Origin of the sequence: Phenylobacterium sp. (genome assembly GCF_013911965.1) — a bacterium.
In the GTDB taxonomy this organism is placed as follows: domain Bacteria; phylum Pseudomonadota; class Alphaproteobacteria; order Caulobacterales; family Caulobacteraceae; genus Phenylobacterium.
Map to the genome: position 1 here is coordinate 1 of NZ_JACESE010000016.1, position 26012 is coordinate 26012.

Genomic DNA, 26012 nt, shown 5'->3' on the forward strand with positions numbered 1-26012 from the left:
TGCGCCGCATGGCCTTGCCGGGCAGTTGCGACAGGTCGCCCAGCGGCAGGGACTCCGCAGCCTGACGCAGGCCGTAGGCGGCGCGGCGAACCAGGGTGGCGGGGGAGAAGACGCCGACGAAGCCGTGGCCCACCGACACTTCGGTGTTGGCCAGCTCGCGCTTGAACCGGTAGTCGCCGGGGCCGAGATCCAGGCGGTGATAGGGCGTCGTCTCCATCCAGCGCAGGATGTCCTGGAAGAGAAGCAGGCCCGGCGAATAGCGCTCCGCCTCGGGATCGTGGGCGATCAGCCAGCCGTGGATGGTGCGCCGGCCGCGCAGGTGCAGATGGGCCGCCGCCAGGCGCTCGCCGAAATGCAGGGTGAAGAGCGTGCCGCCGAACTCCGGATCGCGGCTGGCGAAGAGATCGCGCACCAGGCGCTGGGTCCAGCCGGGGGCGAAGATGTCCGACTGGTGGGTGGCGCGCAGCTGGGCCCGTTTCCAGGCGATCAGCTGGTCGAAATCGGCGGCCGCACGGCTGAAGGCGGTGAAGCGGACAGGTCCCAGCTCGCGCTCGGCCTTGCGCCGCTTCTTGTCGCAATCCTTCAGCAGACCGACCCCGGCCGCGCGCCGTTCGGCGGCGTAGGCCTCGTAGCTCCCGCCGATATCAACGACGTGGGAGGCCATGTGTCCGCGGGCGAAGGGGGCGAAGGGGGCGCTGGCCTCCAGCATGTGGCAGAAGTCGAACCGCTGCACGCCCAGGGCGGCGACGATCTCGCGCGGGGCGACGGTGACCCCGGCCTCAGCCACCAGGCCCTGATAGTCGCACATGGGCGCGCCCGCCGGCAGGGCGGTGACGCCGGCGCCCTGCAGGGCCATGAAGCCCACATCGGCGCCCTCGCGGCGCAGCACCGCCACCCGCACGCCGTCGCGGCCCTGGGCGCGGTCGACCGCGCGGGCCCAGTGGGGCGAGAGGAAGGGGCTGTCGAAGACGACGTCCTGCTGGGCCTGCAGCTGCGCCCAGCGCTCCAGCCGCGCAGGCGTCAGGTCCTGCGGACGGACGACCTCGATCTGCAAGGCGGACATGGGCGCGATGATGCTCGAACAGGTTGAGACGTCGCCAGCCTACGCGCCGAAGAGTTTCCGGCAGGTTGCCGGCCGGCTCAGGCTGCGCCGTGGCGCTCCCAGTCCGGGTCGAACTCCGAGACCAGATGGCCGGGCGCCACCTCGGTCAGGCGGGGGATGTAGATCGGGGCCGTCGGATCGACCGTCACCTTGGAGGGCAGGAAGCGCAGGGCGGCGCCGGGATCGAGCGGGCTGGGCGGCTCGCCCGTCAGCTTCAGGCGCTTGCGGCTGCGCTCGTAGTCGGGGTCGGGGATCGGCGCGGCCGACAGCAGGGCCTGGGTGTAGGGGTGCTGCGGGTCGGAATAGAGCCTGTCGCGCTCGGCCATCTCCATCACCCGGCCGAGATAGAGCACCATGACCCGGTGGCTGATCTCGCGCACCACGGCCAGGTCGTGGCTGATGAAGATCATGGCCAGGCCCATCTCCTTCTGCAGCTCGATCAGAAGGTCGATGATCTGGGCGCGGATGGAGACGTCCAGGGCCGACACGGCCTCGTCGCAGATGACCAGCCTGGGCTTCAGGATCATGGCCCGGGCGATGCCCACGCGCTGGTTCTGGCCGCCCGACAGCTCGTGCGGGTAGCGGTTGATCAGTTCGGGCGCGAGGCCGGCGCGCACCATCATGGCCCGCACTTCGCCGTCCCGTTCGTCGCGGCCCATGCCGGGGCGGAAGATCTTCAGCGGCTCGGCGATGGAATCGCCGATGGTCATGCGCGGATCGAGGCTGGCCAGCGGGTCCTGGAAGACGATCTGCATGTCCTTGCGCGCCGCCCGCAGGGTCTCGCGCTCGGCATGGGTGATGCCCCGGCCCATCAGGGTCACCGCGCCGTCCGTCGGCTTGATCAGGTTGAGCACGGCGCGCGACAGGGTGGACTTGCCGCAGCCGCTCTCGCCGACGACGCCCAGGGTCTCGCCCTGGCGGACCTCGAAGGAGACGCCGTCCACCGCCCGCAGCTGGCGCTCGCCGCCGAACAGGCCCTGGCGGATGGGGAACCAGACCTTCATGTCCTTGGCCGCCACGATCACCGGCGCGTCATCGGGCACGGGCGCGATCGTCGGCCGGCCGCCGCGGTCGGCGCGGTCCAGGCGCGGAATGGCCTCGAGCAGGTCGCGGGTATAGTCGGTCTTCGGCGCGGCGAAGATCTCGCGCACCGGGCCTTCCTCCACATACTGGCCGTCCTTCATCACGCAGACGCGGTCGGCCAGGCGGGCGATGACGCCCATGTCGTGGGTGATCAGCACCATGGCCGTGCCCGTCTCGCGGCCCAGCTCGGCCATCAGGTCGAGGATCTCGGCCTGCACCGTCACGTCGAGCGCCGTGGTCGGCTCGTCGGCGATGAGCAGCTCGGGCCCGCCGGCCATGGCCTGGGCGATCATCACCCGCTGGCGCATGCCGCCGGACAGTTCGTGCGGATACTGCTTCAGCCGGCGCGCGGCGTCGGGGATGCGGACATGGTCGAGCCACTGGCGGGCGCGGGCCATGGCGTCGGCCTGGGACAGGCCCAGATGCAGGCGCAGGGGTTCGGCGATCTGCTCGCCGATCCGCACGTGCGGGGTCAGCGCCGTCAGCGGATCCTGGAAGATCATGGTCATCTTCGAGCCGCGGATGCGGTTGAGAGCGCGGGGCTTCAGGCCCAGGATCTCCTGGCCCTGGAAGCGGACCGAGCCCGTCGCCCGGCCGTTCTGGGCCAGGAGGCCCATGACCGTCATGAAGGTCTGGCTCTTGCCCGAGCCGCTTTCGCCGACCACGCCCAGCGTCTCGCCCCGGGCGACCTTCAGGGAGACGCCCCGAACCGCCGGGACCGGACCGTCATGGGTGTCGAAGGTGACCTTCAGATCATCGATCGCCAGGACGGGCGGGGCGGCTTCAGACGCGGACAAGGGCGGACTCCGGAAATTGAGCGGTCGACCATAGACCTCGCGGCCCGCCTTGTGAAACAACCGCGCCGCCCAAGCCGCCCTTCGAGCCAGACCATGCCCGTTTCCGCCGAGAAGCCGACGCGTCCCGCCCTCTTTCTCGACCGCGACGGGGTGCTGAACCTCGATCACGGCTATGTCTCGCGCTGGGAGGACTTCGCCTGGGTCGAGGGCGCGCGCGAGGTGGTCGCCGCCTTCAACCGCGCCGGCTGGTGGGTCTTCGTGGTCACCAACCAGTCGGGCATCGGCCGGGGCTACTACACCGAGGACGACATGCACGCCCTGCACGCCCGCATGGGCGAGGCCCTGGCGGAGGCGGGCGCCCGGATCGACGCCTTCTACTGGTGCCCCCATCATCCGGAGGCGGCGGAGGCGCGGTTCCGCCATCCCGATCCGCCCGACCGCAAGCCCAATCCCGGCATGTTGCTGCGGGCCATGGACGAGTGGCCGGTCGACCGTGAGGCCTCCTTCATGATCGGCGACAAGCCCGGCGACATGGAAGCCGCCCGCCGCGCCGGCGTGCGCGGCCACCTGTTCGAGGGCGGCGATCTGCGGGCCTTCCTCGAGGGGCTGGGCCTGCTGCCCTAGGAGCGGAAAGCTGCGCTCCCCAAGGCTCGCCTTGCTCGCGCCTCCAGGATGAGGGGCTAACGCCCCTCCATCTTCTCCAGCATGCGTTCCAGCGTCGGCAGTTCGTCGGCCTCGCCCGGCGGCTTGTCCCAGCGGATGCGGCTGATGCGGGGGAAGCGCATGGCGACCCCGGACTTATGGCGGGTGGAGCGCTGCAGGCCCTCGAACGCCACCTCGAACACCAGCCCCTTGTGCGGCTCGGCGCGCACCGAACGGACCGGTCCGAAGCGTTCGATGGTGTTGTCGCGGACGAACTTGTCGATCTCCTTCAGCTCCTCGTCGGTGAAGCCGAAATAGGCCTTGCCGACCGGGGTGAGCATCCGCCCGCCGTCCGGAGCCTGCGTCCAGACGCCGAAGGTGTAGTCGGAGTAGAAGCTGGAGCGCTTGCCGTGGCCCCGCTGGGCGTACATCAGCACCGCATCGATCAGGAACGGGTCGCGCTTCCACTTGAACCAGGGGCCCTTGGGCCGTCCGGCCTCGTAGATCGAGGTCTTTTCCTTGAGCATCAGCCCCTCGGCGATCTGCGGATCGCCCGCCGGCGGGTTCGCGCGCAGGTCGGCGAGCTCGCCCCAGCTCTCGAAGGGCTGCAGGGGCGACAGGTCGATGCGGTCCGATCGCAGGCGGCCGATCAGCGCCTCCAGCCGCGCCCGGCGCTCGACGAAGGAGAACGTCCGCAGGTCCTCGCCGTCCAGCGCCAGCAGATCGTAGGCCCGGACGCCGGCGGGGAAGCCGCGCAGCATCTTTGCATCGACCGTCTTTCGGTTCAGCCGCTGCTGCAGGTCGCCGAAGGGGGCGACCACGCCCTCGCGCCGGACGAGCAGTTCGCCGTCCAGGGCGCCTTCGAAGTCCAGCGCCGCGACCACGTCGGGAAAGACCGCCGAGATGTCGTCGCCCGTGCGGCTGTAGAGCCGCTTCACCCCCGCCTCGCTGACCGCCTGGATGCGGATGCCGTCCCATTTCCACTCGGCGACATAGTCCGCCGGATCGAGCCTGGCGAAATCGACCGCCTCGTCGATCGCCTGGGCCAGCATGACCGGCCGGAAGCGCCCCGGCGCGTCGGGAGAGGGCCGCTCGCCATGGCCCTCCAGCCAGGCGAACAGGTCCTCGTAGGGCGCGTGCAGGGCGTGCCAGACCTCCTCGATCTGGGCGATCTCCACCCCGCCCAGGTCGGCGCAGGCCTGTTTGGCCAGCCGCGCCGACACGCCGACCCGCAGGCCGCCGGTCATCAGCTTGAGCAGCGCCCAGCGCGAGGTGGGCTCCAGGGCGTCCAGCCAGCCTTCGATCAGCCGCTGCACCTCGGCCCGGCTGGCCCCGCGCAGGGCGTCGACCACCTCCGAAAGCTCCGGCTCGCGGTTGGCGCCGGGGCGCTGCGGCCAGACCAGGGCCACGGTCTCGGCCAGGTCGCCGACATAGTCGTAGGACCAGCGGAAGAGGGTGGCGTCCATCCGCGCCTCCACCGCCTTGCGGATGAAGGCCGGCTTGGCCGCGGAAAAGGCGAGGTCGCCGGTCAGCGCCGCCAGAGCCCAGCCGCGGTCGGGGTCGGGCGTCTTGCCCAGATAGTCGCGCACCAGGGTCAGCTTGGCGTTGCGCGAGGCGGTGTAGGACAGGCGGTCGAGCAGGTCGGCGAAGGCGCGCATGGAAGGTCAGGCGCCTCCCGCTCGGCAAGGCGCGCGCACGCGGCTATAGCCGAAGAGGTCCCGAGCCCCGGAGGAGCCCCGCCCATGGCCGATGTCCAGGTCACCTGCGCCGTGCGCCAGCCGCGCAAGAACCCGCACGAAGGGATCACCCACCTGGGCGGCCACGGCTGGAAGAAGACCAAGGCCGAGATGATCGCCGCCATCGAGGGGCGCAGGGACACCTTCCACCTGATGGCGGGCGGCGAGCGGGCGGAGATCGGCGTGCTGAACGGCCCGAACGGCAAGTATCTGCGCGCCTACGCCCAGGGGCAGTGGAACGACGCGCTCCTGAAGCTGCCCATGTGCATCTAGAGGACGCCTCACTCGCCCTCCTCCTCTTCATAGCCCACCAGGGCGAGCGCCCGGGCCGGGATTCCGTGCAGCTCGGCCCAGCGGGCCAGCGCCTCCTCCCGGCCATGGGTGATCCAGAGTTCGCCAGGACGGATCTCGTCCACCGTCGCGGTCAGTTCGTCCCAGTCGGCGTGGTCGGAGATGATCAGCGGCAGCTCCACGCCCCGCTGGCGGGCGCGGGCCCGCACCCGCATCCAGCCCGAGGCGAAGGCCAGCACCGGATCGGCGAAGCGGCGGCCCCAGCGGTCGGCCAGCGCCGAGGGCGGGCCGATGACGATGGTCCCGGCGAAATCCTGCTTCTTCTCCGTCGTCGCCGGACGAAGCTCGCCCAAGTCGATCCCGTGGGCCTCGTAGAGCCGGTTCAGCCGCTCGAGCGCGCCATGGACGTAGATGGGCTGGTCCCAGCCGGCCTCCCGCAGCAGGGCGATGACCCGCTGCGCTTTTCCGAGCGCATAGGCCCCGACCATGTGCGTCCGCTCAGGGAACTGGGCGACCGAGCGCAGAAGGCGGGCGATCTCCTCCCTGTCGTCGGGATGGCGGAAGACCGGCAGGCCGAAGGTCGCCTCCGAGATGAAGACGTCGCAGGGAACGGGCTCGAAGCCTGCGCAGGTGGGATCGCGCCGTCGCTTGTAGTCGCCGGAGACCACCATGGTCAGGCCCTTCCACCGGACCACCGCCTGGGCCGAGCCCAGGACGTGCCCGGCGGGGACCAGCGTCACCTCCACGTCGTCGCGGGCCACGCTCTGGCCGTAGGCCGCCGGCTGGCGGGCGCGGGCGAAGCCTTCGCCGTAGCGCTCGCCCATGATGGCCAGGGTCTCCGGCGTGGCCAGCACGGCGCCATGGCCGGCGCGGGCGTGGTCGGAATGGCCGTGGGTGATCACCGCCCGGTCCACCGGCCGGACGGGGTCGATGTAGAAGTCGCCCGGCGCGCAGTAGAGGCCCTCGGGCTTGGGGCAGAGCAGGTCCTGCGGCTTGATCATGGCCATCTCAGATGGGCCCAGGCGCGTCCGCGCGCCACATTACGAACCGTCCACTTCATTACACAGTATTCATATTGTGAAATCGAGCTCATGACCAAGACTTAACAAGCATTCCGGAGATGTCGGAACTATACACACGGTCATCGGAACGCGGCGACGCGCTCCACCACATCAGACCCGAAAGAGACACCGACATGACCCGCCTCCCCGTCCTCGGCTTCGCCAACCTCGCCCTGGCCGCCACGCCCGTCCTGGCCCTCGCCCTGGCCGCCTACACCAACGCCCTGCCGCTGTTCTGATGAGCGGCGGGGCCCCGCCCCCCGCTCCTTCCCCAAACGCCCGAGCTTCGCTTTTCGTTGACCGCCGCGACGGCGCCTGTTTAGGGGCTTAGGCCATGGCCGAGCCCCCCGACTTCTTCCAAGCCATGAGCGGCGCCCTCGACGAGGACGCCGCCCGCCAGATGGTGATGCGCACGCCGCAGACCGAGGCCCTCGGCTTTCAGTTCCTCTCCGTCAGCCCCGGACGCGGCGCCATCCGCGCGCCCTGGCGCGCCGAACTGGTGGGCGATCCGGAGACCCAGGTGATCGCCTCGGGCGTCGTCACCACCCTTCTCGACCATGTCTGCGGCCTGTCCATCCGGGCCGCCGAGGCCGTGCCCCAGGGCACGCTCGACCTGCGCATCGACTATATGCGCCCGGCCCGGGCCCGCGCCGACCTGGTGGCCGAGGGCCATTGCTACAAGCTCACCCGCACCATCGCCTTCGTCCGCGCCCAGGCCCATGACGGCGATCCGGACGATCCGGTGGCCACCGCCCAGGCCGCCTTCGCCCTGCGGGAAGGAGGCGCCGCATGGGGGAGGTGAACCTGCCCGCCGAGCGGCTGGCCGCCTTCCTGGCGCGCACGCCCTACGTCGCCTTTCTGGGCATGAAGGCCGAGCTGGCCGGCGACGAGATGACGGCCGTCCTGCCGTTCTCGCCGCACCTGATCGGCAACACCCTGCTGCCCGCCCTGCACGGCGGGGTGCTGGGCGCCTTCATGGAGATGACGGCGCTCGCCCAGCTGGCCGTGCTCACCGGACAGCCGCGGCCGGCCAAGACCATCGACGTGACCATCGACTATCTCCGGCCGGGCCGGGCCATGGCCACCTATGCCCGCGCCGAGGTGAAGAAGGCCGGGCGGCGCATCTCTTCCGTCCACGTGGAAGCCTGGCAAGAGGCCCGCGCCAAGCCCGTCGCCGCCATCCGCGGCCACTTCCTGATGCAGGGCGAGGGCTGAGGGCGGCAACCCCCGCGACAAATGCCGCTTGAGGCGCCGGCGGCGGCGCGCTACCGCCTCGGACCATGCTGTCCGGACTCTCCCATCAGGCCCAGGGGGCCAAGAGCTGGCCCTTCGAACAGGCCCGCCTCATCCTCGCCCGCATCCTGCGCCTGCGTCTTTCCGACGCCGAGCGCGACCTGGCTTCAAGCCTGATCCACGAGGGCAAGGCGGCGGAGGCCGTCGCCACCTTCCCGGCGCTCGCCAAGCCCGTCGTCTTCCAGTGCGGCTACGGCGCCAGCGGCCTGCCACACCTGGGCACCTTCGGCGAGGCGACGCGGCCGACCATCGTGCGCACCGCCTTCCGGGCGCTGACGGCCGACGCCATCCCGACCACGCTGATCGTCTTCTCCGACGACATGGACGGCCTGCGGAAGATCCCCGACAACGTGCCCAACCGGCAGATGCTGGAGGAGGATCGCGACAAGCCGGTCACCCGCGTGCGCGATCCCTTCGGCGAGCACGAGAGCTTCGGCCACCACAACAACGCCCGCCTGCGCGCCTTCCTGGACGGCTTCGGCTTCGACTACACCTTCATGTCGGCCACCGACTGCTACACCTCGGGCCGGTTCGACGCGGTGCTGCTGCGCGTCCTGGAGCGCTTCGACAAGATTCAGGCGATCATGCTGCCGACCCTGGGCGAGGAGCGGCGCGCCACCTATTCGCCCTTCCTGCCCATCAGCCCCAAGACCGGCAAGGTGCTGCAGGTCCCGACGCTGGAGCGCAATCTCGAGAAGGGAACCATCGTCTTTGCGGACGAGGACGGGACGCGGACCGAGGTCCCCGTCACCGGCGGCCATGTGAAGCTGCAGTGGCGCCCCGACTGGGCCGCCCGCTGGACGGCGCTGGAGGTCGACTTCGAGGCCTCGGGCAAGGACTTGGTGGATTCCGTGCGGGTCTCCAACAAGGTCTGCCAGGCGCTCGGCGGCACGCCGCCCGAGGCCTTCCACTTCGAACTCTTCATGGACGAGAACAACCAGAAGATCTCGAAGTCCAAGGGCAACGGCCTGACCATCGAGGAATGGCTGCGCTACGGCGCGCCCGAAAGCCTCGCCTACTACATGTACCAGTCGCCGAAGTCGGCCAAGCGACTCTATTTCGACGTCATTCCCAAGGCGACGGACGAGTATCTGCAGCAGCTGGATGCGCTCAACCGCAAGCGGGCCGAGGGCGACGACGCCGCCCAGCTCGACAATCCGGCCTGGCACGTCCACCGCGGCGATCCGCCGGAGAAGGGCTCGCCGGTCAGCTTCTCCCTGCTGCTCAACCTCGTCTCGGCGGCCGACGCTTCGACGGCCGACATCCTGTGGGCCTTCATCAGCCGCTACATCCCCGGCGCGACGCCACAGAGCGAGCCCCTGCTGGCCAAGCTCGTCGGCTATGCGCTGAACTATTACGAGGACTTCGTGAAGCCCACGAAGGCCTTCCGCGCGCCGACCGACCAGGAGCGGGCGGCGATCGAGGACCTGGCCGCGCGGCTGCGGGCCCTGCCGGCCGGCGCCGACGCCGAGGCGATCCAGAACGAGGTGTTCGAGGCGGGCAAGGCGGGCGGCTTCGAGCCCCTGCGCGCCTGGTTCCAGGCCCTATACGAAGTCCTGCTCGGCCAGAGCCAGGGCCCCCGCTTCGGCTCCTTCGTGGCCATCTTCGGGATCGAGCGGACCCTGGAGCTGATCGACAGGGCGCTCGCCGGGGACCTGGTGAAGGGCTGAGGCGGAGCGGCCGCAGACTCCCTCAGTCGCTTCGCGACAGCTCCCCCTGGAAGGGGGAGCGTCTTCGCACGGGGTCCCTCAAAACTGCTGAGCAGATCCTCCCCCTTCTTCAGGGGGAGGTGGCCCGGAGGGCCGGAGGGGGTCAGCGGCCTCTCCGCCTTACGATCCCCAGTCGCCGTCGATCCAGCCGCCGGCGCCGATGGGCATGCCCGGAGGCGCTTCGGGGCGGGTCTCCTTGGCCTTGGCGAGGCGGCGGAGCTCCTCGGGATCCTCGATCAGGGCGATCAGCCGCTCGCGGTGGGCGCGGGTGACGGCGTCGCCGCTGCGGCCCGCGAGCTTGGCGGCCGCACGGTCCAGCGCCGCCAGGGCGAGCGCCGCCACCGCCGGCGGGGTCTCGGGCTCGCCGGCCAGCCGGCCGAGATCGAGCACCGCGCGGGCCTGGGTGCGGTGGGCCACCGGCAGGAGGGCGGCCTCGGCCGGGTTGTTGAAGACCTGATCGACCAGGGCGTTCAGCACCTCGGCCCCGCCGGGCAGGGCCGGATCGAGGCGGTTCTGCTCCACCAGGCGCGCCAGGCGCTTGGGGTTCAGCAGGACGTCGAGGGTGAGGCCCGCGGCCGTCTCGGCGGCGGCGAGATTGTCGAAGACCGGGCCGCCCAGGGTCGGGAAAACCTCGATCTCCGTCTGCCGGTCCCAGGCGCCTTCCTGGCCGGCCGACAGCAGCGGCAGGAGGCCGGCGGGCGTGGTGAGCGCCGCAGGCTCCAGCGTCGCCAGCAGGGCCGACACCGCCTGCCGCTGGGCCGCCGCCGGGACGGGGGGCGAGGCCTCGGTCCCGTCGCCGATGACCGAATAGGCGTAGTCCACGCCGCCGACCAGCTTGCCGGCCGCCTCGATCTGATAGCGGTGCAGCAGGAAGATCGGCACGTACTTGCGCCGCAGCATGGAGACCGGCTCGCCCGGGTGCAGGGCGGCCAGGCCGAAGTTGGACAGCGCCACGCGGCGCACCGCCATCATGCGCGAAAGCTCGGCGGCCGGATCGGCCCCGTCGTCCCACAGGCTGGCCCAGGGTTGGCCGACCGCCAGGCCCCGCGCATCGGCGTCGGAGATGTAGCGCAGGCCGCCCTTGGCGTTCTGGTTCAGCAGGGCCTGCCCCGCCTCGCCGCCGGGCCCGTACAGCCAGGCGATGGAGAGCTTGTCCCAGTCGCCGATGCCCACGGCGTAGGCGTCGGAGAGGTCGATGCGGCCGTCCTTCAGCAGAATGCGCGGCGGCGGATAGTCCATGACGCTGGCGCGCCCCTGGGTGCTGGCGGCGAAGTTGTGGGAGAGGCCGAGCGAATGGCCCACCTCGTGGGCGCCCAGCTGGCGCAGGCGGGCGAGCGCGGCCTGGGCGGGATCATTTCCGCCGCCGGTCCCGACCTTGTCGGCGCCGACCAGGCCTTCGAAGATCAGCATGTCCTGGCGCACGCGCAGGGCGCCCAGCACCACCGAGCCCTTCAGGATCTCGCCCGTGCGGGGATCGGTCACCGCCTGGCCGTAGGACCAGCCGCGGGTCGCCCGGTCGGCCCAGTTGATCATGCTGTAGCGCACGTCCAGCGGATCGGCGCCCTCGGGCAACAGTTCGACGCGGAAGGCGTCCTTGTAGCCGGCGGCCTCGAAGGCCTGGGCCCACCAGCCGGCCCCCTCCATCAGGGCGCTGCGGATCGGCTCGGGCGCGCCGCGGTCCATGTAGAAGACGATGGGCTTCTTCACCGTCGAGACCGCCGCCGTCGGATCGGTCTTCTCCAGGCGGAAGCGGACGGCCGTCTGTTCGACGATCGGCTGGCCGAGCGGGGCGGCGAAATCCAGGTGGAGCTGCGAGAAGGAGCCGCCGCGCGGATCGAAGGCCAGCGGCTGGTAGCCGGGCTCGGGCAGCTTCACGAAGGAATGGCGCACCGCCACGGTGAAGCGCCCGGCCTCGGGGGCGATGTTGGCGACCTCGTCGCCCGGCTCGTCGGAGGCGAAGGTCTGGCGCGCCTCCAGTTCCACATTTTCAGGGAAGGCCCTGGCCGCGGCGGCGTCCACGAGGGTGAGGTCGGCGACCTGGCGCCAGCCCTTCTCGCCGGCGGCCTCCAGGGCCTTGGTCACGCCGTTGGCGTCGGCGGTGAGGAAGCTGGAAATGTCGATCAGGATCCGCCCGGCCGCGTCGGTGGAGACGATGTCGCCGGCCCAGACGGTGGAGGGCGCGAAGGCCTCTCGCGCGGCGGCCTGCTCCTCGGGCGGGGCGCCTTCGGCGCGGAAGCGGTGGTTCTCGTACTCGGCCACGACCTTGCCGCCCATCCGGCGGAAGGCGAGGATGCGGCCCGGCTCCACCCGTCCGCGGTCGAGGCCGATGGGCGCCGAGCCCAGCCCCGTGCGCAGCGAGGCCATATGGATGTAGCGGCCGCTGACGCCGTTGGCGTCGGGCGGCGGCAGCAGCATCAGAACGCGGCCCTTCTCGGCGTCGACATAGAGGGGAATGAGGCCGTCCAGGCGCTGCAGGCCGGCCACAGCCTGGGCCATCGGCTGGGGCGCGGCGAGGCTCGGAGCCGGCGCGCAGACGAGGACAGCCGCCGCCGCAGCAGCCGCGAAGAGAGAATTCCGGAACACCTGTACGCCCCCCGATCAGAACCGCGGCCAGCCTAGGCGGCGCCGCGCGGCGGCGTCCATGCCCGCGGCGCTGGAAGGGCCGCCAAACCTGCGGTTGCCTTGACGTTGACGTAAGATGCCACTTACATCGTCAGCCAAAATCAGGACGCCGAAAACAGGCCCAAACCGGAGACGCCCACCATGCCCACCGACCTGCGCCGCCCGCAACGCACCTATACGATCCGCCAGCTCTGCCTGGAGTTCAAATGCACGCCGCGCGCCCTGCGCTTCTATGAGGACAAGGGTCTGCTCGCCCCCGCCCGCGACGGCATGAACCGGGTCTATTCCTACAAGGACCGCGCCCGCCTGAAGCTGATCCTGCAGGGCAAGCGCGTGGGCCTGTCTCTGGCCGAGATCGGCGAGATCCTCGACCTCTACGACCTGGACGACGGCGGCGCGGCCCAGATGGCCAAGTCGCTGCGCAAGTTCAAGGAACGCATCCTGGCCCTGGAATCCCAGCGCGAGGACATCGACCGGGCCATCAACGAACTGAAGACCGGCTGCGACAACCTGGAGCAGAAGCTGGCCGCCACCCGGCCCGACCTGCTGCCGCGCGCCGCCGACTACGACCAGATGCTGCGCCAGCGCCTCGACGGCCTGGAGCATGTGGGCGCCAAGTAAGGCCCCGCCTCGTTCAGACACCTGATTGCGTCGGGCCGGACCGCCGGCCCGACGCCTTTCGCTGGAGTTTCCATGCCCTACAAGCCGCCTGTCGCCGACCACCTCTTCCTGCTGCGCGACGTCCTCGGCATCGGCCGCTACGGCGATCTGCCGGGTTTTGCGGAGGCGTCGATGGACACGGTGGCTCAGATCGTCGAGGAGGCGGGCCGCTTCACCAGCGAGGTGCTGGCGCCCCTGAACAGCGTCGGCGACAAGCAGGGCTGCACCTGGCGTCCGGACAACACGGTGACCACGCCGGACGGCTTCAAGGCGGCCTACAAGGCCCTGGTCGAAGGCGGCTGGCCGGCCCTGGGTTCGGAGACGGAGTTCGGCGGCCAGGGCCTGCCGCACGTGGTCAACCTCGCCTTCTCGGAGATGTCCTCCTCGGCCAACATGGCGTTCTCCATGTATCCGGGCCTGACGCACGGGGCCTATTCGGCGATCCTGAACGGCGGCTCGCCCGAACAGAAGGCGCTCTACCTGCCCAAGCTCGCCTCGGGCGAGTGGTGCGGGACCATGAACCTGACCGAGCCGCACTGCGGCACCGATCTTGGCCTGCTGCGCACCAAGGCGGTCCCGCAAGCCGACGGCTCCTACCGCATCACCGGCCAGAAGATCTGGATCTCGGGCGGCGAGCACGACATGGCCGACAACATCGTCCATCTGGTCCTGGCCAGGGTCGAGGGCGCGCCCGCCGGCACGCGCGGCATCAGCCTGTTCATCGTGCCCAAGTTCATTCCCGACGCCGACGGCAAGCCGGGCGCGCGCAACAGCGTCTTCTGCGCCGGCCTGGAAGAGAAGATGGGCATCCACGGCAACGCCACCTGCGTGATCCAGCACGAGGAGTCGCAGGGTTGGCTCGTGGGCGAGGAGAACCAGGGCCTGCGCCTGATGTTCGTGATGATGAACGAGGCCCGCATCGGCGTGGGCCTGCAGGGCATCGCCCAGGCCGAGGCCGCCTACCAGGCCGCCGCCCAATTCGCCAAGGAGCGGCTGCAGGGCCGCTCGCTCACGGGGCCGAAGAACCCCGACGGCCCGGCCGACCCGATCATCGTCCATCCTGACGTGCGCCGCATGCTGATGGACAGCCGCGTCATCATCGAGGGCGGCCGCGCCTTCCTGTTCTGGACCGCCCTGCACGGTGACCTGGCGCATGGCAGCCCGGACGAGGCGGTGCGCCAGAAGGGTTCGGACTACATGGCCCTGATGACGCCGGTGGTGAAGGGTTTCCTCACCGACCGGGGCTTCAAGGTCTGCTCCGACGCCATGCAGGTCCACGGCGGCTCGGGCTTCACCGAGCACTTCCCGGTCAGCCAGTACCTGCGCGACTGCCGCATCGCCCTGATCTACGAAGGCACCAACGGCGTCCAGGCGCTGGACCTGGTGGGCCGCAAGCTCGCCGCCGATGGCGGCCGCGGCGTCATGGGCTTCTTCGCCGAGATCGACGCCTATGTGGCCGCCCACGAGGACGACAAGGCGCTGGCGCCGATCATCGCAGGCCTCGCCAAGGCCAAGGAAGAGCTGCAGGACGCCACCATGTGGCTGATGGCCAACGGCCTGGCCAATCCGGACAACGCGGGCGCGGCCTCGACCGACTACATGCACCTCTTCGGCCTCACCGCGCTCGCCTACATGTGGGCGATGATGGCCCAGGCCGCGCAGGCCAGGATCGCGGCCGGCGAAACGGACGCCTTCTATGCGACCAAGCTGACGCTCGCCCGCTACTACGCCGAGCGCATCCTGCCGGAGACCTCGGCCCATCTGGCCAAGCTGAAGGCCGGCGCCGACACCCTGATGAGCCTGCCGGCCGAGGCCTTCTGATGGCGACCTATCGTGCGACCGTGGACTGGCGGCTGACCGAGGGCGAGGACTTCCTCGCCGGCCGCTACAGCCGCGGCCACGACCTCGCCTTCGACGGCGGAACCAAGGTGGCGGGCACGGCCTCGCCCCACGTGGTCGGCAACAAGTGGTCGGTGGCCGGGGCGGTGGATCCCGAGCAGATGCTCGTGGCCTCCCTCTCGGCCTGCCACATGCTGACCTTCCTGCACCGGGCCCGCCTCGCGGGCTTTGCGGTCAGCGCCTATGCGGACGAGGCCGAGGGCGTGATGAGCGAGATCGCGCCCGGCCGTCAGGCGGTGACCAAGGTCACCCTGCGTCCGAAGATCGAATGGTCCGGCGCGGCCCCCGACGCCGAGACGCTCGAGCGCCTGCACCACGAGGCGCACGAGGAATGCTTCATCGCCAACTCGGTGAAGACCGAGGTGGTGGTGGCATAGGCGCATCACCGGCAGCCTTGCGCGCCGCAGGCGCAGCAGGCGCCGCCAAGTGGTGACACGAAGGGCACGAAGGGGCGCGAAGGACACAGAGCGGGCGGCGTCACCCTTCGTGCGCTTCGTGAGCCCTTCGTGTCCTTTGTGTCACCTCTTCGACTCGCCCTGGCGGGCGGCGGGCCGAAGCGGCGCTGAGTCCAGCAGCGCTTTGAGGCGGGCCTTCAGCGCCGCCTCGTCCTTCATCTCGCACTCCCAGACCGTCTCGACCCGCCAGCCGGCGGCCTCCAGGGCCTCGCGAGCCGCAGCGTCGCGCGCGCGGTTGCGGCCGACCTTGGCCAGCCAGTAGTCGCGGTTGGCCTTGGGCACGCGGCTTCCGCGGGCGCAGTCGTGGCCGTGCCAGAAGCAGCCGTGGGCGAAGACCACGAGCCGGCGCCCCGACAGCACGATGTCGGGCGAGCCGGGCAGGTCCTTGCGATGCAGGCGGTAGCGGGCGCCGAGCTGCGTGAGCATACGCCGCAGCGTCTTCTCGGGCGCGGTGTCCCGCCCCTTCACCCGGGCCATGACGGCCGAGCGCTTTTCCGCGTCGTAGACGTCGGTCATGACGTCGCCGATCGGGCGCCCGGTCGCCGCAGGCCTCAGATTCCCTCGAAGAGGGCGGTCGAAAGGTAGCGTTCGGCGAAGCTCGGAATGATGGCCACCACCGTCTTGCCGGCCATGTCGTCGCGGCTGGCGACGTGGAAGGCGGCCGTCAGCGCGGCGCCGGAGGAGATACCCACCGGAACGCCCTCTTCCCGGGCCACGCGACGGGCCATGGCGAGGCTGTCGTCGTTGGAGACCTGGACCACCTCGTCGATGACGCTGCGGTCGAGGATGGAGGGCACGAAGCCCGCGCCGATGCCCTGGATCTTGTGCGGGCCCGGCTGGCCGCCGGAAAGGACCGGCGAGGCCTCCGGCTCCACGGCGATCATCTTCACCGAAGCCTTGCGGCCCTTCAGCACCTGGCCGACGCCGGTGATGGTGCCGCCGGTGCCGACGCCGGCGACCACGGCGTCCACCTTGCCGTCCGTGTCGTTCCAGATCTCTTCGGCCGTGGAAACCCGGTGAACCAGGGGATTGGCGCCGTTGTCGAACTGCTGGGGCATGACCGCGCCGGGCGTGGCCTCGACGATCTCGCGCGCCCGGGCGACCGCGCCGGCCATGCCGCGCTCGGCCGGGGTGAGCTCCAGCTTGGCGCCCATCAGGGCCAGCATCTTGCGCCGCTCGATGGACATGCTCTCGGGCATGACCAGGGTGAGCGGATAGCCCTTGGCCGCCGCCACGAAGGCGAGCGCGATGCCTGTGTTGCCGCTGGTCGGCTCGACGATGGTGGAGCCGGGCTTCAGCACGCCCTGGACCTCCAGCGCCTCGATCATGGAGACGCCGATGCGGTCCTTCACCGAGGCGATCGGGTTGAAGAACTCAAGCTTGGCCAGGACCTCGGCCTTGGGCTTCAGCGCCGCGGTCAGGCGCGGCAGCCGGATCAGCGGCGTGTCGCCGATGGTGTCGATGATGGAGTCGTAGACCTTGCCCCGCCCGGCGCGCTTGTAGCGCGCGGCGTCGTAGGTGGTGTCGGTAGCGCCGTCCATGAGACTGCCCTTCGAAAATTCGCGTTCTGAGGCCCTTTGAACGCGAACTTAGGGGTTCGGGACGCAAATGAAAGCCGCTCATTCGGCGGCGAGCGCCGATCCTTCCGCCGCGAGCAGCGGGCGCAGGAGGTTTTCCGACAGCCAGCGGACCACCGGAACCGCCACGCCGTCGCCGACCACGTGCAGGGCCTGGGTCGCCGAGGCGGGCAGGGCGTAGGCCTCCGGCAGGCCCATCAGCCGGGCTCCCTCCCGCGGCGACACCAGGCGCGAGCGAAGACCGGCCTCGTCGCCCACCAGCAGCATCTGGCGCGAGGACCCGCCCGCCGGCGTGCGCAGGCAGCCGGCCAGGCCGTCGAGGCGCACCTCGGCCCGCTGCACCCGCACCCCATCCTCCACGCGGATCCGGCGATAGGCGGCGCCGACGGCGCGACCCTTCGAGGCCTGCTCGGCCTCGAAGCGGCGGCGGTGCAGGGGCGACATCTGGGCGAGAAGCGCCTGGGTCTGGAGCGAAGAGCGCCAGGTCACCGCCTCGTCGGGCTCCAGCAGGGCGGCGAGATCGGTGTTGCGGGCGGGCGGCGCCGGCAGCCGCCACCAGATCCAGCGGCGGGCCAGATCGTCCGGCAGGCGGGCCTGAGCCTGGCGCACGCCGCGGCCGTGGAAGGCGCCCTCGCCCTGCAGGCCGGCCGGCGGCGGTCCGCGTACGGCGACGACGAAGACGCGCGGACGCGACTGCGGAACGAAGGCCGCGGCGTCCATCTCCAGCGCCCCGAAGCTGTAGCCTTCCTCCGCCAGGGCCCGGCAGAGCGCCTCGAAGTCGGCGCCCCCGTGCGAGGTGAGCAGGCCGACGACGTTCTCGATGACGATGGTCCGCGGCGCGCGGCCCTGCGCGTTCAGGGCCTGCATCAGCTTCCAGAAGCCGAAGAAGGCCGAGGAGCGGCCGCCCGCCAGTCCCGCCCGCGCGCCGGCGAGGCTGAAGTCCTGACACGGCGAGGAGGCCCAGGCGAGGTCGGCCTGGCCGGGCAGGTCGCCGGCCGTCAGCTTCCACACGTCCCCCTCGCGGAAGTGCTCGGCGGCGTCGGCGAAATTGGCCCGGTAGGCGGCGGCCTTCACCGGGTCGAAATCGTTGGCGAACAGGCAGTCCCAGCCTTCGCCCAGGCCCAGGCGCGCCATGCCGCCGCCGGCGAAGAACTCATAGAAGGCAGGGCGGCGGTTCCGACTCATGGCCGGTGAGTCTAGCCTGACCCGGCCCACAGGAAAGGAGCTACGGCATGCGCATCTTCGCCACAGCCCTGATCGGCGGTCTCGCCGGCGCCGCCCTGGCCGCCTGCCAGCCCCAGTCCCCCGACGGATCGGCGGCTCCGCCCCCGGCCGACGCCCCGCCGGCGGCCAGCACGGCGGCCGCCGTGCCCGAAGCCTTCCAGGGCGAGATGCTGGCCCGCGGGACCGAGCCCTTCTGGCTGATCCGGATCGGGCCGGAGACGATCACGCTTGAGCGGCCCGACTTCGATCCCGTCACCGCCCCGAACCCGGGGGCGGTCATGGAGGGTCCGGCCGCGGTCTGGCGGGCGACGACCGCCGACGGCCGCCGGCTTTCCGTCATCCTGCGCCAGGGCGAATGCTCCGACGGCATGTCGGACCTGCGCTACGCCTATGTGGCCGAGGCGAGCCTGGCGGGCGAGACCCTGCGGGGCTGCGCGGGCAAGGCCGACGCCATGCCGCGCGAGGGGGCCTGAACACGGCGAAGGCCGCCTCCCCGGGGAAGCGGCCTTCGGCGCGCCTAGCCGAGATCGAGGGTTGCGATCTGCGGCTCCTGTTGCGGTTCGGCCGTGGTTCTGGGCGTTGGAAGCGCGAAACCGACGACCACCGCCGCAAGCGCGGCGACGATCAAAAATACCTTGAGCGCCATGACTTGGGTCCTCCGATTCTCTTCGGACTTGGGCTCGGGCTCAACTGCATGAGCATTGGTTACGAAACGTCCCCGAAATGGGCGGGTTCCGGCCCGTCTTGTCGCGGGGCCCGGCGCCAGCCCCTTGACCTGCGGGCGCATTGAGGCGGCTAATTCCCCCAAGGACGGGCGAAAGACCCGCCGGACTGGGAGGCAGGAATGGAACGGGCTTACGATCTCGTCGTGCGCGGCGGGACGGTGGCGGACGGCACGGGCGCGCCGCTCTTCGAGGCCGATGTGGGGGTGCGCGACGGCCGCATCGCCGCTGTGGGCGAGATCTCCGGCCGGGGGGCGGAGGAGATCGACGCCCGCGGCCGTCTGGTGACCCCCGGCTTCGTCGACATCCACACCCATTATGACGGCCAGGCCACCTGGGACGAGCGGATGCAGCCCTCGTCCTGGCACGGCGTGACGACCGTGGTGATGGGCAATTGCGGCGTCGGCTTCGCCCCCTGCCGACCCGGCGACCACGACCGCCTGGTGCGTCTGATGGAGGGGGTGGAGGACATTCCCTTCCCCGTCCTGACCGAGGGTCTGCCCTGGAACTGGGAGAGCTTCCCCGACTATCTCGACGCGCTGCAGGCGCGCCGGTTCGACGTCGACATCGGAACCCAGCTGCCGCACGCGGCCCTGCGCGTCTATGTGATGGGCGAGCGCGGCGGCGCCCGCGAGCCGGCCAGCGAGACCGACATCGCCGCCATGGCCCAGCTGGCCGAGCGCGCCGTCCAGGCCGGCGCCCTGGGCTTCTCCACCTCGCGCACGCTGAACCACCGGACCAGCGACGGCCAGCCGACGCCGACGCTCACGGCCGGGGAGGACGAACTGACGGGGATCGCGCTCGGCATGGCCCGGGCCGGCAAGGGCGTGCTGCAGGTCGTGTCCGACTTCGCCGATCCGCAGGCCGAGTTCGCCATGCTGCGGCGGATCGTCGAGCGCTCCGGCCGGCCGCTCTCCTTCTCCCTGACCCAGCACGCCCGCGCCCCGCAGTCCTGGCGCATCCTGCTCGACGCCCTGGCGGAGGCGACCGCGGCGGGCCTGCCCATGAAGGCCCAGGTCTGCGGCCGGCCGGTGGGCGTGCTGTTCGGCTTCGAGCTGACCCTGAACCCCTTCAGCCACCACCCGGCCTGGAAGGAGATGGCCGGCCTGACGCTGGCGGAGAAGGTCGCCCGCCTGCGCGAACCCGCCGCCCGCGCCCGCCTGCTCTCCGAGCCGCCGGCGGCGGAGCCGGGCTTCGCGACCACCATGACCCGCAACTGGGCCAACATGTACCTGATGGGCGAGACGCCGGACTACGAGCCGACCCCCGACCGCACCGTGGCGGCCCTGGCGCTCGCCCGCGGGACGACGCCGTCGGAGGTCGCCCTCGACCATCTGCTGTCGAACGACGGCCGCGGCATGCTCTACCTGCCCTTCCTCAACTATGCCGAAGGGTCGCTGGACCCCAGCTACGAGATGCTGGGCCATCCCGACGCGGTGCCCGGCCTGTCGGACGGCGGCGCCCATGTGGGCATGATCTGCGACGGATCCTTCCCCACCTCCAACCTCACCCATTGGACGCGGGACCGCACGCGGGGGCCCCGTTTCGACCTGGAGGCCATGGTGCGGATGCAGACGAGAGACACCGCCCGCGCCGTCGGCCTCTACGACCGCGGCATGGTGGCGGCCGGCCTGCGCGCCGACCTGAACATCATCGACTACGACCGCCTGACGCTGGAGGCGCCCAAGGTGGCCTACGACCTGCCGGCCGGCGGTCGGCGGCTGGTCCAGCGGGCGCGCGGCTATGTGGCGACGATCGTCGCCGGCCAGATCACCTATCGCGACGGGGAGCCCACCGGCGCCCTGCCCGGCCGCCTGCTGCGCGGCGCCCAGGGCCAGGCCATGGCCCTGGCTGCGGAATAGGGGCGAAGGGGCGCGGCCGGATCCCTAGGCCGCCGCCCACTGGTTGGGATCGAGGGCGACCGGATCGTCCAGGGCCATGTCGTCCCAGTCGAGGTCCGGCGGGGGCGAGGAGGCGGCGGCGATCACCGCCTGCAGTTCGGCCGCCGAGGTGACGCCGACCAGGACCGTGGTCGCCTCGGGACGGGAAAGCGCGAAGCCCAGCGCCGCCTGTAGCGGGTCGGAGCGGCCCTCGGCGATCATGCGCCGCGCGCGCGAAATGCGGCTGGCCGCCGCCTTCAGATGGGCGGGAGCGCGGTCGGGCGGCAGGAAGATCAGGCCGTTCAGGAAGATGGAGCGCAGCTGCACCTCCACGCCCATGCCAGCCAGGGTGGCGAGGGTGCCGTCGATCAGCAGCCGCTGGTCGAGCAGGCTGGCCGGCGCCTGGATTACGTCGGGCCGGAAGCGGCGGGCCAGGCCCACAGGATCGTCGGAGGCGAAGACCGAGACGCCGATGCGGCGGCAGACGCCGGCGTCGCGCAACTGCTGCAGGCGCGTCCACATGGCCATGCCGTGCGGCCCGAACAGCTCCGAGGCCGAGGGCACCAGGATGCTGTCGGCCTGGGCGACGTTCAGCCGGCGCAGGGCGGCGTGAATATCGGCCTCCACCGCGTCGGCGCCGCGGTCGGCCCGGATGGTGGTGACCGAAACGCGGAACGGGTTCGGCTGGGGCAGGGCCTGGCCGATCGTGGTCTCGCCCTGGACCGAGCGGCCGGCGACATCGAACACGGGCACGCCGGCGCGCGCGGCCACCGAAAGGATGTCACGCACCTCGGCCTGGACGGGGCGCCCGCGGACGGTGGCCTGGTCGAGGACGAACTGGCCCGAACCGAGGCCGAGCTTGCTGAGCGGAGAGGTCATGGGCGGGCGCACGCTCGAAGGACTGCACTTGTCGGCCGCCATGCTTATCTGTCAGGCCTAAAGAACCCGTATCTGGAACCTTTCGCCGGGGTTAATCCGTATGATGAACGAGGCCTTACCAGAGTGGCCCGCCTTCGGCCTCGCCGACGACGTCCGGCCCGCCCTGCGCGCGGCGGCGGCGACCGGAAAGCCCCTGGTCCTGGCCACGCTGACGGCGCTCGGCGGCGGCGGTCCGCGGCCGGTCGGAACCCAGATGGTCTTCGGGCACGGGGTGGTTTCCGGTTATTTTTCCGGCGGATGCGTCGAGTCCGACGTCGCCGCCCACGCTCAGGCCTGTCTGGCGGACGGCGCCCCGCGGACGCTCGTCTATGGCGAGGGCAGTCCCTGGCCCGACATCCAGCTGCTCTGCGGCGCGCGGATCGAGATCTTCCTGGAGAGGGTCGCCGCCGACGACCCGGCGCTCGCCGAACTGCTGGCCGCCCAGAATGGGCGCAGACCCTGCGTCTGGCTGAGCGACGGGCGCGTCCGCCGGTGCGTGGCCCCCGAGGCGGCCCAGCCCTGGGCGGGCGCCATCCGCCGCGACCACGAGCCGACCCCGCGCCTGGCGGTGGTCGGAAGCGATCCCGCCGCGCTCGCCATCGCCGGCCTGGGCGCGCAGTCGGGCTTCGAGACGACCCTGATCCGGCCCAAGGGTCCGGAGACGCCCCCGCCCCTGGCCGGCGTCGCCTATCGCCGCGAGGAGGCCGGCCAGGCGCTGGCCGATCTGGGCCTCGACCCCTGGACGGCGGTGGCGGTGGCGAGCCACGACCTCGTCACCGACCAGTCGGCCCTGCTGGCCGCCCTGCCGTCGCGCGCGGCCTATGTGGGCCTGCTCGGCGCCCGTGCGCGGCTGCCGGAGCGGCTGGCGAAGCTGCGGGCGCTGGGGGTTTCGGAGCCGGCCATCGGCCGGCTGCACGCGCCGATCGGGCTCGACATCGGCGGCAAGGCGCCCTGGGAGGTCGCCGTCTCGGTGATCGGCGAGATCATGGCCCTGCGTCACGCCCGCCTGAGCGGCAGCACCTCGACGAGCCCGCCTGCGGGAACGGCCGCCGCGCCCGGCGGCCGGCGCAGCAGCGCATCGGCGCCGGCGAAGACGCTGACCAGCGAAGAGTCCTGATCCCGGTAGGGCCGGGCGGCGAGCGTCCCGTCGGCATAGGTCAGACGCGCCCGCATCCAGTGCTCGCGCAGGCCGTTGGCGGCCAGCGGCTCCGCGGCGAAGGCGCTGACCGTCGCGAAGCCGTCCGCCGCGCCCTGATAGGCGTCGAGAACGGGTCTGAGGAAGAGCTCGGCGCAGACGAAGGCCGAGGCCGGATTGCCCGGCAGGCCCAGCATGCGGCGCCCGTCGCCGAGCACACCGAAGAAGGTCGGCTTGCCCGGCCGCACCGCCACGCTCGCCACGCGCAGGGAAAGCCCCAGGGCCTCGCCCGCGGCGCGGACCAGATCGTGGTCGCCGACCGAAGCGCCGCCGACGGTGACCACCAGATCGCACTCGGCGTTTCGGAGAGCCTCGACCACGGCGTCCAGTTCGTCGCGGACGGGCTTCAGCTTGGTCGCCTCGGCGCCCCAGCCGCGGACCATGGCGACGAGCGCCGGCGCGCCGGAATCGTAGATCTGGAACGGTCCCGGCTCGGCGGGCGCCTCGACGATCTCCTCGCCGGTGGAGAGGATGGCCACCTTCGGCGCCCGGGCGACGGAGATCTCCGCGCGGCCGGCCGAGGCGGCGAGCGACAGGCGCCAGGGATCGATCCGCTGGCCGGCCTTCAGCAGCACCTCGCCGGCCGCGAAGTCGCCGCCGCGCGGCCGCAGGTGGCGGCCCGCCTCCGTCTGAGGAACCTCGACAGCCTCGCCGTCGCGGGTCGCATCCTCCTGGATGACGATGGCGTCGGCGCCCCGGGGCAGGGCCGCCCCGGTGAAGATGCGCACCGCCTGACCGGCCGAGAGTGCGCCGCCATACCCATGGCCCGCGGCGCTCTCGCCGACGATGGCGAGACGGCCGGGCGTGTCGGCCGCGCGCACGGCCCAGCCGTCCATGGCCGAGGCGTCGAAGGGCGGCTGGTCGCGGCGGGCGGCGACGTCCTCGGCCAGCACCCGGCCGACGGACTGAGAGAGCGGGACGGTCTCGGCCGGAAGCGGCGCGATCTCGGCCAGCATGCGGGCGCGCGCCTCCTCGACGGGAAGCAGTTTCACGCCGCGCTCCAGTCGCCCGAGGCGCCGCCCGACTTGGCGGTCAGCCGCACCGCCTCGATGACCATGCCCTTCTCGGCGGCCTTCAGCATGTCGTAGATGGTCAGGCAGGCGATGGAGACCGCGGTCAGGGCCTCCATCTCCACCCCGGTCTGGCCGCTGGTGCGCACCCGGGCGGTGACGGAAAGCCCGCCTTCGGCCTCCGCCACGCGCACCTCCACCTTGGACAGCATCAGCGGATGGCAGAGCGGGATCAGCTCGCTCGTCCGCTTGGCCGCCATGATGCCGGCGATCTCGGCCGTGGCGCGGACGTCGCCCTTCTTGGCGTCGCCGGACAGGGCGAGCGCCAGGGTCTCCGGCGTCATGCGCACGAAGCCCTCGGCCACCGCCTCGCGGGTGGTGACCGCCTTGTCCGAGACGTCGACCATATGAGCACGGCCGGTCTCGTCGATGTGGGTGAGCCGGCTCACCGCTCGCTCAGGCGCGGCATGAGTTCGACCATGTTGCAGGGGCCGTGCCGGCTGTCGAGCTGGGCTGCGATCACCTTGTCCCACCCGTCCTTCACCGCCCCGTTGGAGCCGGGCAGGCAGAAGACGAAGACGCCGCCCAGAATGCCGGCGACAGCCCGGCTCTGCAGGGTGGACAGGCCCACCGTCTGATAGCTGACCATGTGGAAGACGACCGAGAAGCCGTCGAGGGTCTTGTCGAACAGGGGGCCGAGGGCTTCGGGCGTCACGTCGCGGCCGGTGATGCCCGTGCCGCCGGTGGTGATGACCACGTCCACCTCGCCCGAGGCGACCCAGGCCTTCACCTGGGCGCGGATGGCCTCCACCTCGTCACGAACAATGGCGCGGGCGGCGAGCGTGTGTCCCGCCCCGGTGATGCGGTCGGCCAGGACCTGGCCGGAGGTGTCGGAGGCTTCGTCGCGGGTGTCGGAGACGGTCAGCACTGCGATACGCACGGGGACGAAGGCCTTGCTTTCGTCGATCTTGCCGCCGGGGGCGAAGGCAGGGGCGTTCATGCTCGGCTCCTCCTGGGATTGGCGCCTGTTCTACCGCCTGCGCCGGCGCCCGTCACCCGAAGGGGATCAGAGGGCGGCCAGCACCGCGTCGCCCATCTGGACGGTGGACAGCGTCCCGCCCAGGTCGCGCGTGCGGGCGCCGCCCTCCAGCGCCTTGACCACCGCGGACTGCAGCCGGTCGGCGGCCTCCGGCCGCTCCAGCGACCAGCGCAGGGCCATCTCGAAGGACAGGATGGCGGCCAGCGGATTGGCCACGCCCTGGCCGGCGATATCCGGCGCCGAGCCGTGGATGGGCTCGTAGAGGCCAGGCTTGCCCGGCGCGCCCAGCGCCGCCGAGGGCAGCATGCCGAGCGAGCCGGTCAGTTGGGCCGCGGCGTCGGACAGGATGTCGCCGAACAGGTTGTCGGTGACCATGACGTCGAACTGCTTGGGGTTCTTGACGATCTGCATGGCCGCGTTGTCGGCCAGGATGTGCTCCAGCTCGACATCGGCGAATTCGCGCCTGTGCAGATCGGTGACCACCTCGCGCCACAGCAGGCCGGAGTCCATCACGTTGGACTTCTCCGCCGAATGGACCTTGTTGCGGCGGCCGCGGGCCAGTTCGAAGGCGACGCGGGCGACCCGCTCGATCTCGGCGGTCGTATAGACCTGGGTGTCGACGGCGCGCTTGCCGCCGCCGGGCAGGTCCTCAATGAAGCGCGGTTCGCCGAAATAGATTCCGCCGGTCAGCTCGCGCACGATCATGAAGTCGAGGCCCTCGACCAGTTCGCGCTTCAGCGACGAGGCGTCGGCCAGCGGCCCGAAGCACAGCGCCGGGCGCAGGTTGGCGAAGACCTCCATGCCGGCGCGCAGGGCGAGCAGGCCGGCTTCCGGCCGCTTGTCCCGCGGCACGCCCGCCCACTTGGGCCCGCCGACGGCGCCCATCAGCACGGCCCTGGACGACTTGGCCAGCGCCAGGGTCTCGGCGGTCAGGGGTTCGCCCGACTGGTCGTAGCTGATCCCGCCGAACGGCCGCGCCTCGACCTTCAGGTCCGGGGTGAGCGCTGCGATCACCCGGCGAACCTCCGCCGTCACTTCCGGGCCGATGCCGTCGCCGGGCAGGAGGAGAAGGTCGGTCATGGAGATGCGCCCCGTCG

The 26012-nt window shown here is 71.4% G+C and carries 24 protein-coding genes and 1 pseudogene; 11 read left to right on the forward strand and 14 right to left on the reverse strand.

What is annotated here, in order from left to right:
• Window positions 1-1063 (reverse strand): GNAT family N-acetyltransferase (locus tag H2041_RS15060; protein WP_293414022.1); only part of this gene is annotated, 1063 nt, incomplete at its 3' end.
• Between the two features lie 77 nt (window positions 1064-1140).
• Window positions 1141-2982 (reverse strand): dipeptide ABC transporter ATP-binding protein, encoded by a 1842-nt coding sequence (locus H2041_RS15065; protein WP_293414024.1) that lies wholly within the window; start codon window positions 2980-2982, stop codon window positions 1141-1143.
• 93 nt (window positions 2983-3075) lie between these two features.
• Between H2041_RS15065 and H2041_RS15070 the strand changes: the two genes are divergently transcribed.
• The gene (locus H2041_RS15070) at window positions 3076-3606 is read left to right on the forward strand and encodes an HAD family hydrolase (protein ID WP_293414026.1); all 531 of its coding nucleotides are present in this window, start codon (window positions 3076-3078) and stop codon (window positions 3604-3606) included.
• A gap of 56 nt (window positions 3607-3662) precedes the next feature.
• On the opposite strand, the gene H2041_RS15075 is transcribed toward H2041_RS15070, so the two are convergent.
• Window positions 3663-5282 carry a cisplatin damage response ATP-dependent DNA ligase gene (locus H2041_RS15075; RefSeq protein ID WP_293414028.1) on the reverse strand — a complete coding sequence of 540 codons (1620 nt, stop codon included), beginning with the start codon at window positions 5280-5282 and terminating at the stop codon, window positions 3663-3665.
• Between the two features lie 84 nt (window positions 5283-5366).
• On the opposite strand from H2041_RS15075, the gene H2041_RS15080 reads away from it, so the two are divergent.
• Window positions 5367-5633 carry a DUF3892 domain-containing protein gene (locus tag H2041_RS15080; RefSeq protein ID WP_293414030.1) on the forward strand — a complete coding sequence of 89 codons (267 nt, stop codon included), beginning with the start codon at window positions 5367-5369 and terminating at the stop codon, window positions 5631-5633.
• Window positions 5634-5641: 8 nt separating this feature from the next.
• On the opposite strand, the gene H2041_RS15085 is transcribed toward H2041_RS15080, so the two are convergent.
• Entirely contained in the window at window positions 5642-6652 is a 1011-nt protein-coding gene (locus H2041_RS15085) for a ligase-associated DNA damage response exonuclease (RefSeq protein ID WP_293414032.1), read from the reverse strand.
• A 394-nt stretch (window positions 6653-7046) separates the two neighbouring features.
• Here H2041_RS15085 and H2041_RS15090 point away from each other — a divergent pair, with 394 nt between their 5' ends.
• The 3 genes from H2041_RS15090 (at window position 7047) to H2041_RS15100 (ending at window position 9675) form a co-directional block, all read left to right on the forward strand.
• Entirely contained in the window at window positions 7047-7514 is a 468-nt protein-coding gene (locus H2041_RS15090) for a PaaI family thioesterase (protein ID WP_293414034.1), read from the forward strand.
• Window positions 7502-7927: a PaaI family thioesterase gene (locus H2041_RS15095; RefSeq protein WP_293414036.1), complete on the forward strand. Its 426-nt coding sequence runs from the start codon at window positions 7502-7504 to the stop codon at window positions 7925-7927. Before H2041_RS15090 ends, H2041_RS15095 begins: the two co-directional genes overlap by 13 nt.
• Window positions 7928-7992: 65 nt before the next feature.
• The gene (locus H2041_RS15100; RefSeq protein WP_293414038.1) at window positions 7993-9675 is read left to right on the forward strand and encodes a lysine--tRNA ligase; all 1683 of its coding nucleotides are present in this window, start codon (window positions 7993-7995) and stop codon (window positions 9673-9675) included.
• 159 nt (window positions 9676-9834) lie between these two features.
• Here H2041_RS15100 and H2041_RS15105 read toward each other — a convergent pair whose 3' ends face one another.
• The gene (locus H2041_RS15105; protein WP_293414040.1) at window positions 9835-12297 is read right to left on the reverse strand and encodes a zinc-dependent metalloprotease; all 2463 of its coding nucleotides are present in this window, start codon (window positions 12295-12297) and stop codon (window positions 9835-9837) included.
• 180 nt (window positions 12298-12477) lie between these two features.
• On the opposite strand from H2041_RS15105, the gene H2041_RS15110 reads away from it, so the two are divergent.
• The 3 genes from H2041_RS15110 to H2041_RS15120 all read left to right on the forward strand — a co-directional run bounded on the left by H2041_RS15110 (window position 12478) and on the right by H2041_RS15120 (window position 15272).
• Entirely contained in the window at window positions 12478-12957 is a 480-nt protein-coding gene (locus H2041_RS15110; protein WP_293414042.1) for a MerR family DNA-binding transcriptional regulator, read from the forward strand.
• 72 nt (window positions 12958-13029) lie between these two features.
• Window positions 13030-14817, forward strand: coding sequence for an acyl-CoA dehydrogenase C-terminal domain-containing protein (locus H2041_RS15115; protein WP_293414044.1), 1788 nt, complete (start codon window positions 13030-13032; stop codon window positions 14815-14817).
• Window positions 14817-15272, forward strand: a complete 456-nt coding sequence (locus H2041_RS15120; protein ID WP_293414046.1) for an OsmC family protein — start codon at window positions 14817-14819, stop codon at window positions 15270-15272. The genes H2041_RS15115 and H2041_RS15120 overlap by 1 nt, the downstream gene beginning before the upstream one ends.
• A gap of 141 nt (window positions 15273-15413) precedes the next feature.
• Here the strand turns inward: H2041_RS15120 and H2041_RS15125 are convergent, their stop codons facing one another.
• From H2041_RS15125 to H2041_RS15135, 3 genes are all read right to left on the reverse strand, one after another.
• Window positions 15414-15866, reverse strand: a complete 453-nt coding sequence (locus H2041_RS15125; protein ID WP_293414048.1) for a very short patch repair endonuclease — start codon at window positions 15864-15866, stop codon at window positions 15414-15416.
• 35 nt (window positions 15867-15901) lie between these two features.
• Entirely contained in the window at window positions 15902-16891 is a 990-nt protein-coding gene (gene cysK, locus H2041_RS15130; RefSeq protein WP_293414050.1) for a cysteine synthase A, read from the reverse strand.
• 78 nt (window positions 16892-16969) lie between these two features.
• Window positions 16970-18112 carry a DNA cytosine methyltransferase gene (locus H2041_RS15135; RefSeq protein WP_293414052.1) on the reverse strand — a complete coding sequence of 381 codons (1143 nt, stop codon included), beginning with the start codon at window positions 18110-18112 and terminating at the stop codon, window positions 16970-16972.
• A 47-nt stretch (window positions 18113-18159) separates the two neighbouring features.
• Between H2041_RS15135 and H2041_RS15140 the strand changes: the two genes are divergently transcribed.
• A complete protein-coding gene (locus H2041_RS15140) occupies window positions 18160-18624 on the forward strand; it encodes a hypothetical protein (RefSeq protein ID WP_293414054.1) in 465 nt (154 codons plus the stop codon).
• A 44-nt stretch (window positions 18625-18668) separates the two neighbouring features.
• Here H2041_RS15140 and H2041_RS15145 read toward each other — a convergent pair whose 3' ends face one another.
• The gene (locus H2041_RS15145; RefSeq protein WP_293414056.1) at window positions 18669-18797 is read right to left on the reverse strand and encodes a hypothetical protein; all 129 of its coding nucleotides are present in this window, start codon (window positions 18795-18797) and stop codon (window positions 18669-18671) included.
• A gap of 198 nt (window positions 18798-18995) precedes the next feature.
• On the opposite strand from H2041_RS15145, the gene H2041_RS15150 reads away from it, so the two are divergent.
• Window positions 18996-20735 (forward strand): amidohydrolase family protein, encoded by a 1740-nt coding sequence (locus H2041_RS15150; protein ID WP_293414058.1) that lies wholly within the window; start codon window positions 18996-18998, stop codon window positions 20733-20735.
• A gap of 24 nt (window positions 20736-20759) precedes the next feature.
• On the opposite strand, the gene H2041_RS15155 is transcribed toward H2041_RS15150, so the two are convergent.
• Window positions 20760-21632, reverse strand: coding sequence for a bifunctional regulator KidO (locus H2041_RS15155; RefSeq protein ID WP_293414060.1), 873 nt, complete (start codon window positions 21630-21632; stop codon window positions 20760-20762).
• 100 nt (window positions 21633-21732) lie between these two features.
• On the opposite strand from H2041_RS15155, the gene H2041_RS15160 reads away from it, so the two are divergent.
• Window positions 21733-22788: an XdhC family protein gene (locus H2041_RS15160; protein WP_367133958.1), complete on the forward strand. Its 1056-nt coding sequence runs from the start codon at window positions 21733-21735 to the stop codon at window positions 22786-22788.
• On the opposite strand, the pseudogene glp reads toward H2041_RS15160, so the two are convergent.
• The 4 genes and pseudogenes from glp to leuB form a co-directional block, all read right to left on the reverse strand.
• Window positions 22674-23858: pseudogene (gene glp / locus H2041_RS15165) on the reverse strand (gephyrin-like molybdotransferase Glp); the annotation flags it as partial. The gene H2041_RS15160 and the pseudogene glp overlap by 115 nt on opposite strands.
• Window positions 23855-24325, reverse strand: a complete 471-nt coding sequence (gene moaC / locus H2041_RS15170) for a cyclic pyranopterin monophosphate synthase MoaC (RefSeq protein ID WP_293414063.1) — start codon at window positions 24323-24325, stop codon at window positions 23855-23857. The gene moaC and the pseudogene glp, both read right to left, overlap by 4 nt.
• Window positions 24322-24876: a molybdenum cofactor biosynthesis protein B gene (gene moaB / locus H2041_RS15175; protein ID WP_293414065.1), complete on the reverse strand. Its 555-nt coding sequence runs from the start codon at window positions 24874-24876 to the stop codon at window positions 24322-24324. The genes moaC and moaB overlap by 4 nt, the downstream gene beginning before the upstream one ends.
• Window positions 24877-24942: 66 nt before the next feature.
• Window positions 24943-25995 carry a 3-isopropylmalate dehydrogenase gene (gene leuB, locus H2041_RS15180; protein WP_293414067.1) on the reverse strand — a complete coding sequence of 351 codons (1053 nt, stop codon included), beginning with the start codon at window positions 25993-25995 and terminating at the stop codon, window positions 24943-24945.
• Window positions 25996-26012: the final 17 nt, after the last annotated feature.

Excerpts from the sequence above, each read along its gene's own strand:
- H2041_RS15070 (WP_293414026.1), top strand. The coding sequence starts at position 3,076 with ATGCCCGTTTCCGCCGAGAAGCCGACGCGTCCCGCCCTCTTTCTCGAC.
- H2041_RS15075 (WP_293414028.1), bottom strand. The coding sequence starts at position 5,282 with ATGCGCGCCTTCGCCGACCTGCTCGACCGCCTGTCCTACACCGCCTCG.
- H2041_RS15080 (WP_293414030.1), top strand. The coding sequence starts at position 5,367 with ATGGCCGATGTCCAGGTCACCTGCGCCGTGCGCCAGCCGCGCAAGAAC.
- H2041_RS15085 (WP_293414032.1), bottom strand. The coding sequence starts at position 6,652 with ATGATCAAGCCGCAGGACCTGCTCTGCCCCAAGCCCGAGGGCCTCTAC.
- H2041_RS15090 (WP_293414034.1), top strand. The coding sequence starts at position 7,047 with ATGGCCGAGCCCCCCGACTTCTTCCAAGCCATGAGCGGCGCCCTCGAC.
- H2041_RS15095 (WP_293414036.1), top strand. The coding sequence starts at position 7,502 with ATGGGGGAGGTGAACCTGCCCGCCGAGCGGCTGGCCGCCTTCCTGGCG.
- H2041_RS15100 (WP_293414038.1), top strand. The coding sequence starts at position 7,993 with ATGCTGTCCGGACTCTCCCATCAGGCCCAGGGGGCCAAGAGCTGGCCC.
- H2041_RS15110 (WP_293414042.1), top strand. The coding sequence starts at position 12,478 with ATGCCCACCGACCTGCGCCGCCCGCAACGCACCTATACGATCCGCCAG.
- H2041_RS15115 (WP_293414044.1), top strand. The coding sequence starts at position 13,030 with ATGCCCTACAAGCCGCCTGTCGCCGACCACCTCTTCCTGCTGCGCGAC.
- H2041_RS15120 (WP_293414046.1), top strand. The coding sequence starts at position 14,817 with ATGGCGACCTATCGTGCGACCGTGGACTGGCGGCTGACCGAGGGCGAG.
- H2041_RS15125 (WP_293414048.1), bottom strand. The coding sequence starts at position 15,866 with ATGACCGACGTCTACGACGCGGAAAAGCGCTCGGCCGTCATGGCCCGG.
- cysK (WP_293414050.1), bottom strand. The coding sequence starts at position 16,891 with ATGGACGGCGCTACCGACACCACCTACGACGCCGCGCGCTACAAGCGC.
- H2041_RS15135 (WP_293414052.1), bottom strand. The coding sequence starts at position 18,112 with ATGAGTCGGAACCGCCGCCCTGCCTTCTATGAGTTCTTCGCCGGCGGC.
- H2041_RS15140 (WP_293414054.1), top strand. The coding sequence starts at position 18,160 with ATGCGCATCTTCGCCACAGCCCTGATCGGCGGTCTCGCCGGCGCCGCC.
- H2041_RS15145 (WP_293414056.1), bottom strand. The coding sequence starts at position 18,797 with ATGGCGCTCAAGGTATTTTTGATCGTCGCCGCGCTTGCGGCGGTGGTC.
- H2041_RS15150 (WP_293414058.1), top strand. The coding sequence starts at position 18,996 with ATGGAACGGGCTTACGATCTCGTCGTGCGCGGCGGGACGGTGGCGGAC.
- H2041_RS15155 (WP_293414060.1), bottom strand. The coding sequence starts at position 21,632 with ATGACCTCTCCGCTCAGCAAGCTCGGCCTCGGTTCGGGCCAGTTCGTC.
- H2041_RS15160 (WP_367133958.1), top strand. The coding sequence starts at position 21,733 with ATGATGAACGAGGCCTTACCAGAGTGGCCCGCCTTCGGCCTCGCCGAC.
- moaB (WP_293414065.1), bottom strand. The coding sequence starts at position 24,876 with ATGAACGCCCCTGCCTTCGCCCCCGGCGGCAAGATCGACGAAAGCAAG.
- leuB (WP_293414067.1), bottom strand. The coding sequence starts at position 25,995 with ATGACCGACCTTCTCCTCCTGCCCGGCGACGGCATCGGCCCGGAAGTG.